Origin of the sequence: Planktothrix agardhii (genome assembly GCF_904830935.1) — a bacterium.
Classification (GTDB): Bacteria; Cyanobacteriota; Cyanobacteriia; order Cyanobacteriales; family Microcoleaceae; genus Planktothrix; species Planktothrix agardhii.
Genome location: NZ_LR882952.1, coordinates 4,144,603 through 4,162,122 on the forward strand (window position 1 = coordinate 4,144,603; position 17,520 = coordinate 4,162,122).

Sequence of the window (17,520 nt, forward strand, 5' to 3'; positions counted from 1 at the left end):
GTATTTCTGTATTTTGAGTTTTGCTAGAATATTATTAATCATAGACGTTGTAGGTTCATGGTACTGATTATATACTTTTGTTGTAGTCCCAATAACACAAATTGCGTTAAAATAAGATTGAACAATACAGCAACCTCCCAAAAATTCCCTATTTCCAGTTTTGAAAACCTATGATTCCCCAAAAACTGACCCTAAAAAATTTCCTGAGTTATCGAGAAGCGACCCTAGATTTTAGTGGATTACATACCGCTTGTATTTGCGGTTCCAACGGGTCAGGAAAGTCATCTTTATTAGAAGCAATGGCTTGGGCAATTTGGGGGGAAAGTCGGGCAGAATCGAAGGATGATATTATCTATATGGGAGAATTAGAAACCCAGGTCGATTTTATATTTATTAGTCAGGGAAACTTATATCGGGTGATTCGTAACCGCCGCCGTGGTCAATCGGGAACCTTAGAATTTCAAGTAGCAACCACCGTTTTACAAGAAATTGAAGATTTAGATCAAATTAAGTTTCGCACCCTTACAGAAAAGGGAATAGCCCCCACTCAACAGAAAATTATAGACTACTTAAAACTAGATTATGATACCTTTACTAATTCCGCCTATTTGCGTCAGGGAAAAGCCGATGAATTTATGATCAAACGTCCCGCCGAACGTAAAGAAATTCTGGCTAATTTATTAAAATTAGATCAATATGATGGCTTATCAGATAAAGCCAAAGACTTAGCCAAAAGTTATAAATCCCAAGCGGAAATTTTAGAACAAACCTTAACCAGTAATCAAGTCCAAATCGACCAAAAAGGTCAACTGGAACAGGATATTATTCAACTACAAAATACCATTGATCAGATTCAGGAAAAACAAGCCCAAGATCGAGATCAATATCAACAACTACAAGCCCAACAACATCATCGTCAATCTTGGGAAAAGTTATTAACAGGACAACAACAACAGCATCAAACCTTTGCTCAAGACTATCGCAGATTACAACAGGAATTAGTTACTACTCAACAGCAACGTCAAGAATTAGAAGCAGTATTAAAACAAGAAACGGAAATTCAAACCGGATATAATAATTTTATCACCCTACAAACCACCGAAGAAACCCTATCGGTTCAATTTAAAATCTATCAAGATTCCCAACAACAACGCCAACAATTACAAGAACAACAACGCCAACATCTAAACACCTTACAACAGCAAATTCAAAGTCTACAAGCTCGTTTAGAAGCGTTAACCCAACAGGAACAAGATTACTTACAAATTTTAAGCCAAAAAACTGATATTGAAGCGGGATTAGAACAGTTACAAACCGCTCGTAATCGTTTGACTCAGTTTGATCAATTACAATTAGAAGTTACTCCCATTTTACAACAGCGTCAACGCTTACAAACGGAATTAGATCGGGCTCAATCTCGTCAACAAGCACGGTTAGACGAATTAAAAACCTCCGTCGGAAAATTGCAACGTACTATCAAACATCATCGCCCCCAATTAGAACAACAATCACAAACTATTGTTAATAAAATTATTGAACTGGATAAGAAAAAAGTTTATCAAATACGAGTTCGAGAAAAAGGACAGGAGCGCCATAATTTTATTGACCGTTTGAATACGGTTAAACGGGATTATGAAGAAAAATTAGTCGAACTAGATCAGAAGATCAAACTATTATCAAAATCGGAATCCGAGGAAACAGAAACCGCCGAATTACCGTTATTGCGATCGCAGTTTCCCCCTTGTCCTCTTTGCGATCGCCCCCTAGACGAACATCACTGGAATTTAGTTATTTCTAAACAGCAAAATCAACAACAGGAATTCAGAAATGAAATTTGGATGATCCATGAACAGTTAGTAGTTGCGGATCGAGAAATTAAGATTTTACAGGAAGAATATCGACAAATTCAAGAGGATTTATTACCCTATGAAGAATTGCGAGAACACCGAGGAAAAATTCAAGCTCAGTTAGAAGGATTAGATCAAGATGAACAGCAATTACAACAATTAATTTTAGAAGAAAAAGCCGTTCAAAATATTTTAGATACGGGTAATTATGCAACGGATTTATATGCAGAATTACAGGATCTAGAGCATAAATTAAGCCAACTCAATTATAATGAACAAAGCCATGCGTTAGCTAGGAATGAGGAAAAACGGTGGCGTTGGGCGGAAATTAAATATAGTCAAATTCGAGATGCTCAAGACAAATTAACCAAAATTAATACTCAAAAACCAGAATTAGAAACCAAAATTCAATCCTTAACCCAAAGTTTAACTGAAGAAAAAAACAACTCTAAAATTCAACAAAAAATTATAATTTTAGAGCAAAAAATTAACCAAATGGGTTATAATGTTGAGGAGCATAATCGCATCCGTACAGAATTGCGTCAAGCTCAAATTTGGTTAACTAGAACCGAACAATTAAACCAAGCCAAACAACAATATCCTATCCTGCAAAAACGCCTTCAAGAGTTAGAAACCATCACCCAAGAACGGGTAAAAAACCTACAAGCAATCCAAGGACAAATTGAACTATTACAAGAACAATTAAAAGAAACTCCCGACCCGACAGAATCATTAAAACAATTAGAGCAATTAATTCAACAACAACGACTAAAATTAGATCATTATTTAGGACAATTTGGCAGTTTACAACAACAACAAACTCAATTAGATAATTTAAACGCTCAACAAATCGAAATTAAAACCCAATTAGATACCACCCGCCGTCAATATCGAGTTTACGATGAATTAGCAAAAGCCTTTGGTAAAAATGGAATTCAAGCCCTAATGATTGAGAATGTTTTACCCCAATTAGAAGCAGAAACCAATCAAATTTTATCTCGATTATCCTCAAATCAACTCCATGTTCAATTTGTTACCCAACGTACTAGCGGACGGGGTAGTAAATCCTCAAAAAATGCTCCTAAAATGATTGAAACCTTAGAAATTCTAATCGCAGATGCGCGGGGAACTCGCTCCTATGAAACCTATTCTGGAGGGGAAGCCTTTAGAATTAATTTTGCCATTCGGTTAGCCTTAGCAAAACTATTAGCACAACGGGCGGGAACTTCTCTACAAATGTTAATTATTGATGAGGGATTTGGAACTCAAGACGCTGAAGGTTGCGATCGTTTAATTGCGGCTATTAATGCGATCGCTTCTGATTTTGCTTGTATTTTGACTGTCACCCATATTCCTAGTTTAAAAGAAGCTTTTCAAGCTAGAATTGAAGTTAATAAAACTAGCCAAGGTTCTCAAATTTATCTCTCAATTTAATTACATAACTAGCAAATCCTGAAAAAAGTGCTTGGAAATTTAGGTCAAGAATATGCAATTAATTTTGTTTAGGTACTTAACAAAACGAGGTTTTTATGACTTTGGATGACGAACTTAATACAACCCTACTCAGTTTCACTGACCTACAAGCGGAATTAAATTTACGTCATGCTCAAGACGCCCTCCGCGATATTGTAGACCATCTTGACTTAACTCCCACGGAAAGAGAAGGTTTAGAACCTGATATTGGGGGTTTGCAAAGAATGATGGATAAATTAGACCGTACCTGTGTACAAATTGCGGTATTTGGAATGGTTGGAAGGGGAAAATCTTCGGTATTAAATGCTTTATTAGGTCAAGAAGTATTTATTTCTGGCCCAATTCATGGTGTTACCCAAACCACTCAAATTCAGCCCTGGGAAATGACCGATAACCAAATATCTAATATTCCTACGGTTTCCTATAGAATTTGTCAAATTGAACTGATTGATACCCCAGGAATTGACGAGGTAGATGGGGAAACCCGCGAAAAAATTGCTCGTCAGGTAGCGCAACAAGTTGATTTATTATTATTTGTTATTGCTGGAGATATTACCCAAGTTGAATATGATGCGCTTTCGCAATTACGAGAAGCGGGAAAACCGATGTTATTAGTATTTAATAAAATTGATCAATATCCCGAAGCTGATCGACAGGCAATTTATGAAAAAATTAGAGATGAAAGAGTCAAAGAATTGTTGTCTCCCGATGAAATTGTGATGGCGGCGGCTTCTCCTTTAATCGCTAAAGCTATTCGTCGTCCCGATGGAACTTTAATCGCCGAAATTACTCGAGGAGAACCTCAAATTGAGGAATTAAAGTTAAAAATTTTAGAGATTTTGGATCGGGAAGGGAAATCATTAGTCGCCTTAAATACGATGTTATATGCCGGGGATGTGAATGAAAAATTAGTCCGGCGAAAAATGGAAATTCGAGAAGCAAGTGCTAATCGAGTAATTTGGAATGGGGTGATGACTAAATCAATTGCGATCGCCTTAAACCCAATGATGATGATTGATTTATTCAGTGGGGCGGTAATCGATGTGGCCTTAATATTGACCTTATCTAAACTTTATGGAATTTCCATGACTCAACAGGGGGCGGTAGAATTATTACAAAAAATTGCCCTAAGTATGGGAGGAATTACTGCTAGTGAATTAGTCGCAAATTTTGGTTTAAGTTCTTTAAAAAGTATATTAGGATTAACGGCCACAGCTACCGGGGGATTATCATTAATTCCCTATCTATCTGTTGCTATTCCCCAAGCTGCGATCGCCGGGGTTTCTGGTTATGCGATTGGACAGGTAACAAAAGCCTATTTAGCCAATGGTGCATCCTGGGGAGAAGAAGGGCCAAAAGCTGTGGTTCAAAATATTTTAGAAACCTTAGATGAAACTTCAATTATGAACCGAATTAAACAGGAATTATGGAAAAAAATTAATCTTCAAAAAAAAATTAAGGAAATTTAATTCTGTTGGGAATTAAAATTATATATTTTAGCATTTTCCCCAGTAGAGACTTTGCCTGTAACGTTTCTACTGGGGGGTTAGGGATTGTCCCTGATCGCTTACAATAATTAAAGGATTACGCAGATTAACACAGATTAAAATCCGTGAAATCCGTGAAATCCTCTTAAATCCGTGATCCCTATTCCCTTCTAATATGTCTTTGGATACTCCAATCTCTGAATCGATCATAACTAAATCCGAATCTCCTGTAATTTCACCTGAGATTGATCCTAATTTACAAGTTCGGTTTAAAACCGAAGCCGGACGATTATTGTTATTTTTACCACCGGAAAACAACCGTGAAGATATCGAGACCAATGCCAACCTTAATAATACCTGGACAGAACTCTGGCAACAGTTAAAACATCGCCTCAACGGGGGTGAACACGCAGAACAAGATTATACGGAAGTTTATCTAATGGCAGAAAATCGGTTATTAGATGGGCGTCAACTCCAAGATATTGCTGAGGCGCTAACGGAAGTTCAACTGCAACTGAAACGGGTTAAAACCAGTCGCCGTCAAACCGCAGTAGCAGCAGCTATGGCGGGCTATAGCGTCGATCAGGATGTGGAACGGGAAACCTTGGCTCAACCAGTGTTAGAGACGACTACAGCCCCCTTAGCAGAACCGTTATATTTGAAAATGACCGTGCGCTCTGGTGTGGATATTCGTCACCCAGGAACCATTGTAATTGTCGGGGATGTGAACCCGGGTAGTTCGGTGATTGCCGATGGCGATATTATTATTTGGGGACGGTTGCGGGGAAATGCCCACGCCGGGGCTAAAGGAAATCCCAATAGTTTAATTATGGCTTTGCAAATGGAACCTAAGTTAATTCGGATTGCGGATCAGGTGGCGCGGGGGCCAGAAATCACCCCAGAACATTTTTACCCGGAAGTCGCCTATATCAATACCACCGGGATTCGGATTAGTCCGGCGAAGGAAGTGGCCAAGGCTAGAGTGTTGACCCTGGATATAAATGGGTAATGGGTGATGGGTGATGCGCCAGGTGTCAATAAAATAGGTTATTCTGAACACCGGATCGATTATTGCTGAATACAAATTTTTAAAATATGAGTCGTGTTATTGTGATTACCTCTGGAAAAGGAGGGGTGGGAAAAACTACTTGTACCGCTAATGTGGGTATGAGTTTGGCAAAACGGGGCCACAGTGTTGTGGTAATTGATGCGGATTTTGGTCTGAGAAATTTAGACTTACTCTTGGGTTTAGAAAATCGGATTGTTTATACAGCAATGGAGGTTTTATCGGGGGAATGTCGCCTGGAACAAGCCTTAGTGAAAGATAAACGAGAATCCCGTTTAGTGTTATTACCTGCGGCTCAAAATCGGATGAAAGAGGCTGTTACCCCCGATCAAATGAAGCAATTAGTAGCGATGTTGGAAGGCAAATATGATTATATTATCATTGATTGTCCGGCGGGAATTGAACAGGGATTTCAAAATGCGATCGCCCCGGCAAAAGAAGCAATTATTGTCACCACTCCCGAAGTTTCAGCCGTTAGAGATGCGGATCGAGTGATTGGTTTATTAGAGGCAAATTCGGTTAAAAAAATTCGGTTATTAATTAATCGGATTAAGCCTTTAATGGTGGAAGCCAACGATATGATGTCGGTACAGGATGTGGAAGAGATTCTAGCAATTCCTTTAATTGGGGTGGTTCCCGATGATGAAAATGTGATTGTTTCCACCAATAAAGGAGAACCTTTAGTATTAGCAGAAAATCCTTCCCAAGCGGCGCAAGCGTTTACGAATGTGGTGCGTCGAATTGAAGGGGAAAAAGTCGCATTCCTTGACCTTAACCCCCGTCCAGAAGGGTTTTTCGCTAAACTGCGTCGTTTGCTTTCATCTAAAGTTCGCTAAAAGTATATCTTGAAATTGTTGATCTGACTGCTTCTGTATTTATCCTCCAAACCCCCATGAAAATTAATGAACTCATAGAAAGACTTTTTCCTCGAAATCATCAAACCAGTCGAGAGGAAGCTAAACAACGCTTGAAGTTGGTCTTAGCCCATGACCGGGCTGATCTATCGGCGGAAATGGTGGAAGCCATGCGAAAAGAAATCATGGAAGTGGTATCTCGTTATGTAGAAATAGATACCGATGATTCAGAATTTAACTTAGAAAGTGATAACCGAGCTACCGCATTAGTGGCTAATTTATTAATTCGTCGGGTTAAACAAAGGGGATTATTCATGGCTGAATCTCCTCCTCCAGAACTTAAAACTGAATCTCCTAAAGACGAGGAGACTGAGGAAACCTCACCCCAACCGTCCCCAACCCCAACCCCCAAACCATCTACTTCACTTAAATCCGAGTTAAAAGCTCCTCCTCCTCCACCGGAGAAAAGCACAGAAAATCCAGATTGACATCCACCCCACCGTAAAACGGGCAACAACCCAGTTTTTGTAATAGGATAGCTTGTATTAGAGTCCTAAAGGACTCACTACGGTTAATTAAGGGGGAGTTCGGGACTGACCATCAGGGTTAATACTTCGTCCCCAATGCCTTTTAATTTATGGAATTCTTGGCTGATAATTTCCCCCCGAGGGAGATAGTTAGCCACTTCCGTAGAGACTAAAATACTATTGGGATGGGCAACCTCCTGTAACCTGGCCGCCATATTCACCGCCGGGCCAATGGCGGTATAATCGGAACGATCTTGAGATCCGAACATCCCGACAACCGCCGTCCCAATATGAATTCCGCACCGGAAACGCACGGGGACAACCCCATTTTCCCCGACAATGCCCTGTTCTCGCCAGTGTTGATTTAACTTATCAAGCGATCGCAACATTTGCCTCGCTGAATTCACCGCCTGTTTTACCTGTTTTTCGGCCGATAACTCCTCCGGGGCGCCATATAAAGCCATCACCGCATCCCCGACAAACTTATCCACCGTCCCCCCATTAGCAAAAATCACCCGGGTCATCTCTGCTAAATACTCATTTAAAACCACTGCAATTCCCTGGGATTGTAACTGATTCGACATTTGGGTAAATCCGACAATATCACTAAATAAAATCGTAATTAACCGAGGTTCGGGACTCATATCCAAAGATAACTCCCCGGTTGCGGCTTTTTTAACCATGGTTTCGGGTAAAAATCGCTTCAATACTGACTCTGTTAAATATCTATTTAACTCAAATATACGCCTCTCATTCTCTTTTAAAGACTGTAAGTTTCTAACTTCTGCCAACAATTCCCGATCATTAAAGGGTTTTGATAAATAGGCATCTGCCCCCCGTTCCACCCCTTCTAAACGGGTATCTTCATCGGCTTTAGCCGTTAATAAAATCATCGGGGTTCCCTTCAATTGCGGGTTATTCCGAATTAACCGAATTAAATCTAACCCTGAGACTAAAGGCATCATTAAATCCGTAATAATCACTTCTGGGTGATATTTTTGGGCAATTTCAAACCCTTCCACCCCGTTACAAGCTACTACCACATTATAACCCGATTGACGCAGAATTTTGGAGACATAACGGCGTAAATCCGGGTTATCATCCACCACTAAAACTAAATTAGTCAGGGAACCATTTTCAGGTAAAATCATATTCTCCTGACGGGTTTCTTCCCCATCAAAATCATCTCCATCGGTTACATCCACATCAATATCGGCAAACTCCACCGATGCCCGACTTGAATTTAATTCAGCCTGAATTTCTAATATTTGTTCCCCTGGTAAATGGGAAGTTCCCTGTTGTAACCAAACCGTAAAAGTTGTGCCTCTCCCATACACGGATTCTACGGAAATTTGGCCTTTGTGCAGTTCGACTAATTCCTTAACTAAAGCCAACCCTAAACCCGAACCTTCATAGGAACGATTAGCCGAGCCTTCCGCTTGTCTAAACCGTTCAAATAAATAGGGAATTTGTTCCGGTTTAATCCCAATTCCAGTATCCGTAACCTGCAAACGACAATGATTTCCCATCGGTTCCACCCTGAGAGTAATTGTCCCTCCGGCGGGAGTAAACTTCATGGCATTAGACAATAAATTATAGATAATTTTATCAAACCGTTCTAAATCCAAATACAACAACGGACAATGGTTTAAATTAGTTTCCAGGTAAATTTCTTTCTTTTGACAATAGAGTTGAAAAGACTCAACGGTACTATGACAAAAAGCAATCAAATCACAGGGACGAAAACTTGGCTGCATTCGTCCAGCATCAAATCGTTGTAAATCCAATAATTGATTGACTAACCTCAATAGTCGTCGGGAATTTCTTAAAGCTATTTTTGCCTGTTCCTGGGGTAAATCCTGCTGTTGATTAATCGCCGATTCTAACGGCCCAATCATTAAAGTTAAAGGAGTACGAAACTCATGGGAAATATTCTGGAAAAATTCCGTTTTCACCCGGTCGGCTTCTAACAATCGTTGCGCCTGTTGTCGAGTTTTTTGATATAAACGAGCCTGTTGTACCGCCAGAGCAGCTTGTACGGCCACTACTTGGACTAAATTAATTTCCGACTCCTGCCATTTACGAATCCGATTATTTTGTCGCAGGGAAATACTACCAATAATCTGACCTTCTGACTGCAAAGGAACTAACATTAGGGCTTTAGAAGCAGAACGTAGGGGTAATTCAGCAATCTTACATTCCGGTTGCAGATCTAAGTTATCAATAACAACGGGTTGGCGGGTGCGTAAAAGTTTTTGTAATACTGGATTTTCTCGAATCGGAACGGCCGACTGAGGTAGGGTTTCTGGGGAGAGCTTAGGGGCGGGAGTAGACGCTTCCGATGACCATTCATCACTAACCATCGAAGCCTGTCGAGTTACATCATACAACCCCACACACTGAACATATTCATCATCCCTTGTCCAGAGGGATAAGGCACAGCCATCCACCTGTAGGGCTTCTCCCAATTGTTGGGTAATGGCGCCGAAAATTGTGCGCGGATCGAGACTCGAACGAATGGCCGATGTAATGGTATTAACTAGGGCCTCCCGTTTCGCCAGTTCCCGCACCTGTTCATAGGCCCGAGCTTGGGAAAGGGCGAGAGCCGCTTGGTCAGAAACCGTAATCACTAACTGCACTTCGTGGTCAAGCCAGATATGGGGTTCTTGGCAGTGATGCAGGGCTAAAACGGCCATTAAGTCCAGTTTGTAGAATAGGGGGACGACTAAACTTGACCGAATTTGAGTTTGATCGTAGGCCTGTTGACGTTCTGTTACCGATAAAATCCGTTCATCCCTAACTGCATCCTGAATCACTTCGACGTCTGTGGTTTCCCAGACTAATAATTGTAATAAATTCTTGGAAGGCTTTTGACTATCGGGGGTTTCTGTGGCATCTAGCCGTCCCGACTGATACATAAACCATTCATCCACCATTTGCCCGTCTTGAAACGGCCGCAGCAGGCAATAGCGGGCTTCAAACATTTGGCCAACGGTTTCCACGATCCGTTGCAGCATTTCCCGATAGTTGGGGGCGGAGCGAATGGTATTGGTAACGGCGTAGAGGAGGGATTCTTGTTGGAGGGCGCGTCGTAATTCTTCGGTACGGGATTTGAGAACCCCATGGGTTTCTAAGGCCTGTTTAACGATGGCTTTGAGTTCTTCCGCATCCCAAGGTTTGGTAACGTATTTAAAAACTTTACCGGAGTTAATTGCTTCGACTAAATCCTCGACGTCGGTATAACCGGTGAGGATAATTCTAATAATATCGGGATATTGGGCCGCGGTTAAACTCAGAAATTCCGTCCCGCTCATTTGCGGCATTCTTTGGTCGGAAATAATCACCGCCACGTCAGTCTCGGACGCTAAAATCTTTAGCGCCTCTGGCCCACCATCTGCTCGCAACACCCGGTATTCCCGATGAAAGGTGCGATACAGCAAATCTAGGTTATCGGGTTCGTCATCGACAACCAAGATCGTCGGCTTAGATTTTTTCTGGGAACTCATGCACCGGACTCCTGCTGCAAGGGATGTAGGGGGCAATGATCTGTAGAATTCACCAATTGGATGTTAACTCGGAGCCCCTATCTAATACGGGTTAAACCACAATCAGGGTATTGATGCACAATATTTATTGTACCCCTATACTTCTGGGCGCGGAATTCCCGTATTCTTTCAGAAAGTATAAAACTGTCACGATTACCCAAAAAAGGGGGATCGGAATTAATATTGCACTATTGATAAACTGTGAATCAATTGTTTTCCACTTCGAGATCTAACACATTTTTCTGGGGTTACGGAAATGGCATGGGTTCAAAAAACCTGCCCGAACAGGAAAATTCGCTACAAAAAGGGAGTTCTGTGGATTTTTCTAGTTTACAAATTCGGCCAGCAACCTCTGAGGACTTAACGGGATTAACGGATGTTTTGGCCGAGAGTTTTCATTCCCAGGAGGGACTTTTGGGCTGGATTTATCCGATTTTACGGTTAGGAATTTATGAGGATTCCCGTTATCGTTTATTGGCAAATACAGATCAATATTTGTGTTTAGTAGCTGTGGTTTCAGGGGTCAGGTCGTCTCAACCTTCGATTTTAGGAACCATAGAAATCGGTTTGCGATCGCGTTATCCTTGGCAATTATCTTTAACCTCTCGCTATTTGTATATTTCTAATTTAGCCGTTCATCCCCAATATCGCAAGCTAGGAATTGCCCAAAAATTACTCGCAAGTTGTGAACAAACAGCCCAACATTGGGGATTTTCTAATATTTATCTTCATGTCTTAGAAAATAATCATCAAGCCCGAGGTTTATATTATAAAATGGGTTATAGATTAATTGAGATTGATTCGGGTTGGAATTGCACATTATTAGGGCAGCCTCGACGTTTGTTTTTACAAAAACCGATTGGTAATGGGTAATAGGTAATAGGTAATGGGGAATGGGGAATAGGTAATAGGTAATAGGTTTTGGGTTTTGGGTTTTGGGTTTTGGGTAATAAGTACCTAAACAAAATTAATTACACATCTTCCACCCTGTTCCCTCCCCCCTAGCCCCCCGTACACGGGGGTTTGGGGGGGCTGTTCCGGTGTTCCCTCTCTCAACTAGGTAATTTATTTTGTGTAACTACTTAATAGGGAACCCTTGGTTAAGGCTCAATTTTGCGTTTTAAGCGTTCTCCTAATCTTAAAATTTGACAGGCTAAAATTGCCGCCCCAAACCCATTATCAATATTCACCACTCCTACCCCGGTGGCGCAGGAATTCAACATGGTTAATAAGGGGGCTAACCCGTTAAAATTGGCTCCATAACCGACGCTGGTGGGAACTGCAATCACCGGACAATCGGCTAATCCTCCAACTACAGTCGGTAAGGCTCCTTCCATTCCAGCGACGGCAATTAACACATCCGCATCGGCAATCATCGGCCAATTACTTAGTAACCGATGAATTCCGGCAACTCCTACATCCGATAACCGTTTTACCTCAAAACCAGATAAGGTAGCGGTGATGGCAGCTTCTTCGGCGACGGGTAAATCGGCGGTTCCGGCGGTTAAAATCGTGATTATTCCTGTAGAATTAGATCGGGGAATTTCATCCGGGTGAATAGCACAAATTTTAGCGATTTCGTAATATCTTAAATCGGGGATTTGGGCTTGTAATTGTTGATAAACATGGGGTTCAATTCGAGTTGCTATCACCACCGGATTTCGCTGACGCATTACCTCGATAATCTTAATAATTTGTTCCGGGGTTTTATTTAATCCCCAAATTACTTCGGGAAATCCGGTTCTTAATTTTCGATGATGGTCAATGCGGGCAAAATCTCCGACGGGTTCAAAATCAAAGTATTTGATTTTATCTAAGGCATCAGTCGGGGTAATTTCACCGGATGCAACGGATTCAAGTAACTGTTGTAATGCTTCAGGATTCATCAGAATTTAAACAGATTATTCAGCAATTTTGAGTTCATACAAATTCCAAAATCCTCCCCCTAATGGTGTGTATTCAACGCCTTCAACCCGATCTCGGATGGCTTCAAAGGCGAGGGGATTTACCATATATAATAGGGGCAGTTCTTCGGAAATAATTTTCTGCGCCTTTCCATAGAGTTCTTTCCGTTTTTTCGGATCAAATTCTTGGGAAGCTTTCACAAATAAATCATCTACTTGTTTTTCCCAATCGGAAACTTGCCAATCGGTAATCCCTGTTTCTCCGGGTTGGGGCCCCTGATTAAATGTGTGTAATCTTCCCTGCACTGACCAAATATTATAACCCCCGTGAGGTTCAATTCCTCCTCCACTGAATCCTCCTAAATAGGCATCCCAATTGCGAGAACTAGAAAGACGTTCGACTAAGGTATTAAAGCTGAGAAATAATAAATCAACTTCAATTCCAATTTTACCCAGATCTTGGTTAATTTGGGTAGCCATTTGTTCCCGAATTTTTTTCCCGGCACTGGTTAAGAGGGTAAAGCGAACAATATTACCGTCACTATCGAGTAATTGTCCTTGATCATTATACTTAAATCCCGCATCAATTAGCATTTTTCTGGCTTTTTCAGGATTGTGTGTATAGGTTTTTAATCCTTCTTCTGGGGATAAATAAAAGGGGCTTTGGACTGGAATGGGAGAATGTTGCAGTTCTCCTAATCCTAAATATAGATTATTTTTCATCACCTCCCGATTAATGGCATAATAAACCGCCTGTCGGAAGGCTTTATTATTAAACCATTTAGACTTAATTGGATCAACAAAGGGTTTCCCTTGAGCATTTTTTCCCCGATTCATATTCAATGACATGAACACGGTTCCCATATCGGGGCCAGAATTATAAATAGTATATTTCCCTCGTTTTTCTTCGGGTTTTAATAAGGGAAATGTTTCCGTTTGTATGGTTAAAGTATCTAAGGAACCGGAACGAAAATCCAATAATTGAGTATCGGTACTTTCAATAATTTGCCAGACAATTTCTTCAATATAGGGTTGGGGATTTCCCTGTTCGTCTTTTCGCCAATAATAGGGATTTCTTTCTAAAATTACCCGTTGATAAGGAGTATAACTTTTGATCCGATATTGACCATTTCCGACAATATCTTGGGGGTTGGTATCGGTTCCCCAAGTAGTTAAAAATTTGGGGTTTCCCTCACTATCGGTTTCGGTAATTGAATCTTTTAAAATATGGGCGGGTAAAATACTTAATCCGGCTACATATTGTAAAAAAGGTGCAAAGGGTTCAGCAACGGCAAACTCCACCCGACGATTATCTAATTTTTTTACCGTGGGAAAGCTGCGACTTTTTCCTACTCGTAAAATATCTTTAAAACTGCTGGGAATTTTATCGTTTAAATAAATATCGTTATAGGTAAAAATAATATCGTCAACGGTTAAGGGTTTTCCATCTGACCACTTCAACCCGTCTTTTAAAGTAATAATAATTTTTTGTTTATCATCAGAAATCTGCCAAGATTCGGCTAACCCCGATTTCGGCATTAATTCTCCGGTTACGGGGTCGTCCTGAATTAACGGGTCATACAAATAACCAAAGACGGTATAGGCCGATTGACTCAAGGGCGGATTAAAGGTGGCTGGGCCGCTGGGCGTGGCGACCACCAACCGAGACGGAATTTGGGATTGAGCGGTACTACAGGCACTCATAACCAGGGCTAAGAGGATGAATAAAGTCTTTTGGAACCAATGTCTTTTGAATGGAATCATGTTACAAAAACTAGCTAATTTCTATAGCAATCTTAAATCATTCTGTTTAAAAGCTTAGTATGCCTAAAATCGCATCCACCTCCTGTCCCCTGCTATAACGGGTGACTTCTATAGTAGGACTTACGCATGGGGCTCGAGAAACCGGGTTTTTTAGAACATAAGTGGGTAACAACGCAGTATTTTCGTAAAAAAACCCGGTTTCTTTGGTTGGGTGCGTAAGTCCTGTATAGAAAATTTTGGTAATTTATGCACGATAATGATTATCATTATATTCTATGAATCAACCTGTAATCATGGCCGTAGCAGGCCGGGCCGGAGTCGGCAAAACCACCTGGATTCGACAGCAAATAGCGACAGAATCCTTGCCAGTATTATATTTCAGCCCCGGAACAGGATCAGTCCCCATAGACCAAACCTGCATCTCTGCTGAATTTCCCCAAGTGAAAACCCTAAGTGACGCCCAAAAATCCCTACTCACCAAACACTTAATAAATGGTGGCGTAGCCTACATTGAATTGGGGTATTACCTGCAACTTGATGCCCTCAACAGCTTGTTAGAGGCTTTTCCCAGTCGCCGCGTCTGCATAGTACCGCCGAATACAAAAGACAGCGAGTGGCAAAATTGGGCCGATGAAACTGTCGAGGGAGTATCAATCAATCAGCAATGGGAACAACTATCAATTTGGCGATTACCCCTGCAAGGAAATGTCATTGACCCCGGAAGTCTCGATGTTTTTTGGTATCAAGAAATGACCGAAGGAGCCTATGGCAAAATTCACAGAGCCAAAGGCATTTTTGACATCGCTGATGGGCGCTCTTTTTGCTTAGATTTCGTTGCCGAACTTGCAGAAACCAAATATGAAGAATTGAATCTACCCCTCTGGCTAGAAGGCAAACCCCAACGCTTCAGCGGGATCGAAATTATCGGCGAAAACTTAGATGAAACCTCATTGCTGCAAACTTTAGAAGACTCCTGTTTGTCAGAAGCAGTAATCTTATATTACCAGCAACAAGTTAAAGATTCAATGTCATTATCAGCAGAGGAAGAAACAACATGAAAATTGCAGTTATGTCTTGCATTCATGGTAACTATGAAGCCTTGAATGCAGTTTTGACAGATATTGACCAACAGAAAGCTGATAGCATATTTTGTCTGGGAGATTTAGTTGGTTATGGCCCCCATCCTCACGCAGTTGTTGAGCAAATTCGCTCCTTAGATATTCCCACTTGTGCGGGATGTTGGGATGAAGATATTGTCGAAGGCTTAAACTCCTGTGAATGTAGTTATCCCTCAGTGTTAGCAGAAAAACGGGGCCAATTAGCTCACGAATGGACTAACCAGAATATCTACCCAGAAACGCGGGAATATTTAGCACAATTGCCCCATAGTTTAAAGAAAAATAACCTTTGTTTTGTTCATGGTAGCCCCCATACAGCCCATGAGTATTTATTGCCCGAATTAGATGCTTTCATCGCCTTAGAAAGAGTCTTATCTACTGGTGCTGATGTACTATTTTGCGGTCACACTCATGTGCCTTATGTCCGCACTTTAGATAGCGGTCAATTGCAGGTAAAAGTAACCGATGCTGACGGAAAAATAGATAATGTTTTGAGTTTTAATGCGCCTGTTTTAAAGATTGTTAATGTCGGTTCGGTTGGAGAACCCCGACATGGAAGACCAAATGCTACTTACGTTATTTACGATGAAGATACACAAAATGTGACATTAAGAGAGGTTGAATATGATTATCAAAAAACCTGTGCTGCGATTATCGAAAAAGGTTTACCGCCTATCTTTGCATGGCGTTTAGCCAGGGGTTTAGAATTTGCAGAAAGAGCCGACGATCCTACTCATGTTTGTGCAAGATAGGTAATGGGTAATAGGTAATAGGTAATGGCTAATAGGTAATAGGTAATGGCTAATAGGTAATAGGTAATAGGTAATGGCTAATGGCTAATGGCTAATGGCTAATGGCTAATGGCTAATGGCTAATGGCTAATGGCTAATGGCTAATGGCTAATGGCTAATGGCTAATGGCTAATGGCTAGACTTGTAGGGTGCGTCAGACTTAAGTTTCTTGCTATAAACTTGCGTTTTGGTACTAACGCACCCTAATAATACTACAAATTTCACCAAAAAGCAAATCGAAATGTGGGCAATTTTAAGCGGAATTGAAGGAAATCTGAAAGCTTACGAAGCTGTACTTGATGATATTAAGCGGCAACGAGTTAGGGTCGAAGAACTGTATATTCTTGGTGACTTAGTTGGGATTAATCCCGACTGCGATAAATTAGTAGAGCGTTTACAAAAACCGCGTCAAGGTGAATTATTACCTCAAGTTTGTACGGGATGGTGGGAGGAACAATGCTTCATTTTACACGCTATTGGTGCTACTAGCGAACCGACTGAGTTAATTGAGCAATATGATCAAAATACAGTTAAGTTACTTTGGGATTCTGTCTCACGCAAATCTGTAGAATGGCTGAGGTCTTTGAATTTTGGTTTTCACGAACTTGACTGCTTGTTAATTCATGGTAGTACGGCTGGTGCGGCGGATAAATTAACTCCAGAAACCCCGGCTTTTGTGATGCTAGATCGCCTAATTCGCGCTGATGTAAATAACTTGTTTTGTGGTCGATCTGGTTTAACTTTCCAGTATCAATTACAAGGGGGTTCGATTAATAATACTGTGCAAACTCTCGATTCTCAAAACTCTCCTCAAACTGTTACTGTCACGGCACGTCAAGTTATTGGAGTTGGTAATGTTGGTCGCAAACCCGGAGTTGCAACCTACACTTTATATAATCCTGAGTGCGATCGCGTTCAATTTAAGACAGTGCATTATGGAGCAAAAAAGGGCTTTCAATTATTGGATTAGCCTTTTAATTGAAATTATTTGATGGAATTTTATTTGCGATCGCTATTAGTTCCACGAGGATTTGTTGATCGGCGATCGCCCATAAGTCCTGTAAGTAAAAATTTTTGTGGGCTAGGACTTGCGCTTCAGGGTAATTTTAGGGCATAATGAGAATGATTATCATATTCAATCAGA

12 protein-coding genes are annotated in these 17,520 nt (G+C 40.9%); 9 read left to right on the forward strand and 3 right to left on the reverse strand.

Translation table 11 applies throughout. The annotated features are described in order from the left end of the window. Positions 1-170: 170 nt before the first annotated feature. The 5 genes from sbcC to minE all read left to right on the forward strand — a co-directional run bounded on the left by sbcC (position 171) and on the right by minE (position 7,215). Complete coding sequence (gene sbcC / locus NMG88_RS19135; RefSeq protein ID WP_254035707.1) at positions 171-3,281, forward strand: exonuclease subunit SbcC; 3,111 nt, start codon at positions 171-173, stop codon at positions 3,279-3,281. A gap of 95 nt (positions 3,282-3,376) precedes the next feature. After that, entirely contained in the window at positions 3,377-4,789 is a 1,413-nt protein-coding gene (locus NMG88_RS19140) for a GTP-binding protein (RefSeq protein ID WP_042156260.1), read from the forward strand. A 193-nt stretch (positions 4,790-4,982) separates the two neighbouring features. Beyond that, positions 4,983-5,816 carry a septum site-determining protein MinC gene (gene minC, locus NMG88_RS19145; protein WP_042156258.1) on the forward strand — a complete coding sequence of 278 codons (834 nt, stop codon included), beginning with the start codon at positions 4,983-4,985 and terminating at the stop codon, positions 5,814-5,816. Positions 5,817-5,902: 86 nt separating this feature from the next. Continuing rightward, complete coding sequence (gene minD, locus NMG88_RS19150; RefSeq protein WP_042156256.1) at positions 5,903-6,709, forward strand: septum site-determining protein MinD; 807 nt, start codon at positions 5,903-5,905, stop codon at positions 6,707-6,709. A 56-nt stretch (positions 6,710-6,765) separates the two neighbouring features. After that, positions 6,766-7,215 carry a cell division topological specificity factor MinE gene (gene minE, locus NMG88_RS22750; RefSeq protein WP_026785988.1) on the forward strand — a complete coding sequence of 150 codons (450 nt, stop codon included), beginning with the start codon at positions 6,766-6,768 and terminating at the stop codon, positions 7,213-7,215. 83 nt (positions 7,216-7,298) lie between these two features. Here the strand turns inward: minE and NMG88_RS19160 are convergent, their stop codons facing one another. Next, positions 7,299-10,760 (reverse strand): response regulator, encoded by a 3,462-nt coding sequence (locus NMG88_RS19160; RefSeq protein WP_227351224.1) that lies wholly within the window; start codon positions 10,758-10,760, stop codon positions 7,299-7,301. A 300-nt stretch (positions 10,761-11,060) separates the two neighbouring features. Between NMG88_RS19160 and NMG88_RS19165 the strand changes: the two genes are divergently transcribed. Then, entirely contained in the window at positions 11,061-11,672 is a 612-nt protein-coding gene (locus NMG88_RS19165) for a GNAT family N-acetyltransferase (RefSeq protein WP_026798133.1), read from the forward strand. Between the two features lie 227 nt (positions 11,673-11,899). Here NMG88_RS19165 and larB read toward each other — a convergent pair whose 3' ends face one another. Continuing rightward, positions 11,900-12,685 carry a nickel pincer cofactor biosynthesis protein LarB gene (larB, locus tag NMG88_RS19170; protein WP_235751954.1) on the reverse strand — a complete coding sequence of 262 codons (786 nt, stop codon included), beginning with the start codon at positions 12,683-12,685 and terminating at the stop codon, positions 11,900-11,902. Between the two features lie 15 nt (positions 12,686-12,700). After that, positions 12,701-14,467: an ABC transporter substrate-binding protein gene (locus NMG88_RS19175; protein ID WP_235766073.1), complete on the reverse strand. Its 1,767-nt coding sequence runs from the start codon at positions 14,465-14,467 to the stop codon at positions 12,701-12,703. A gap of 275 nt (positions 14,468-14,742) precedes the next feature. Here NMG88_RS19175 and NMG88_RS19180 point away from each other — a divergent pair, with 275 nt between their 5' ends. From NMG88_RS19180 to NMG88_RS19190, 3 genes are all read left to right on the forward strand, one after another. Then, complete coding sequence (locus NMG88_RS19180; protein WP_254035708.1) at positions 14,743-15,525, forward strand: GTP-binding protein; 783 nt, start codon at positions 14,743-14,745, stop codon at positions 15,523-15,525. Next, positions 15,522-16,337, forward strand: a complete 816-nt coding sequence (locus tag NMG88_RS19185; RefSeq protein ID WP_026798137.1) for a metallophosphoesterase family protein — start codon at positions 15,522-15,524, stop codon at positions 16,335-16,337. Before NMG88_RS19180 ends, NMG88_RS19185 begins: the two co-directional genes overlap by 4 nt. Before the next feature lie 280 nt (positions 16,338-16,617). Then, positions 16,618-17,346 (forward strand): metallophosphatase, encoded by a 729-nt coding sequence (locus tag NMG88_RS19190; protein ID WP_235752157.1) that lies wholly within the window; start codon positions 16,618-16,620, stop codon positions 17,344-17,346. Positions 17,347-17,520: the final 174 nt, after the last annotated feature.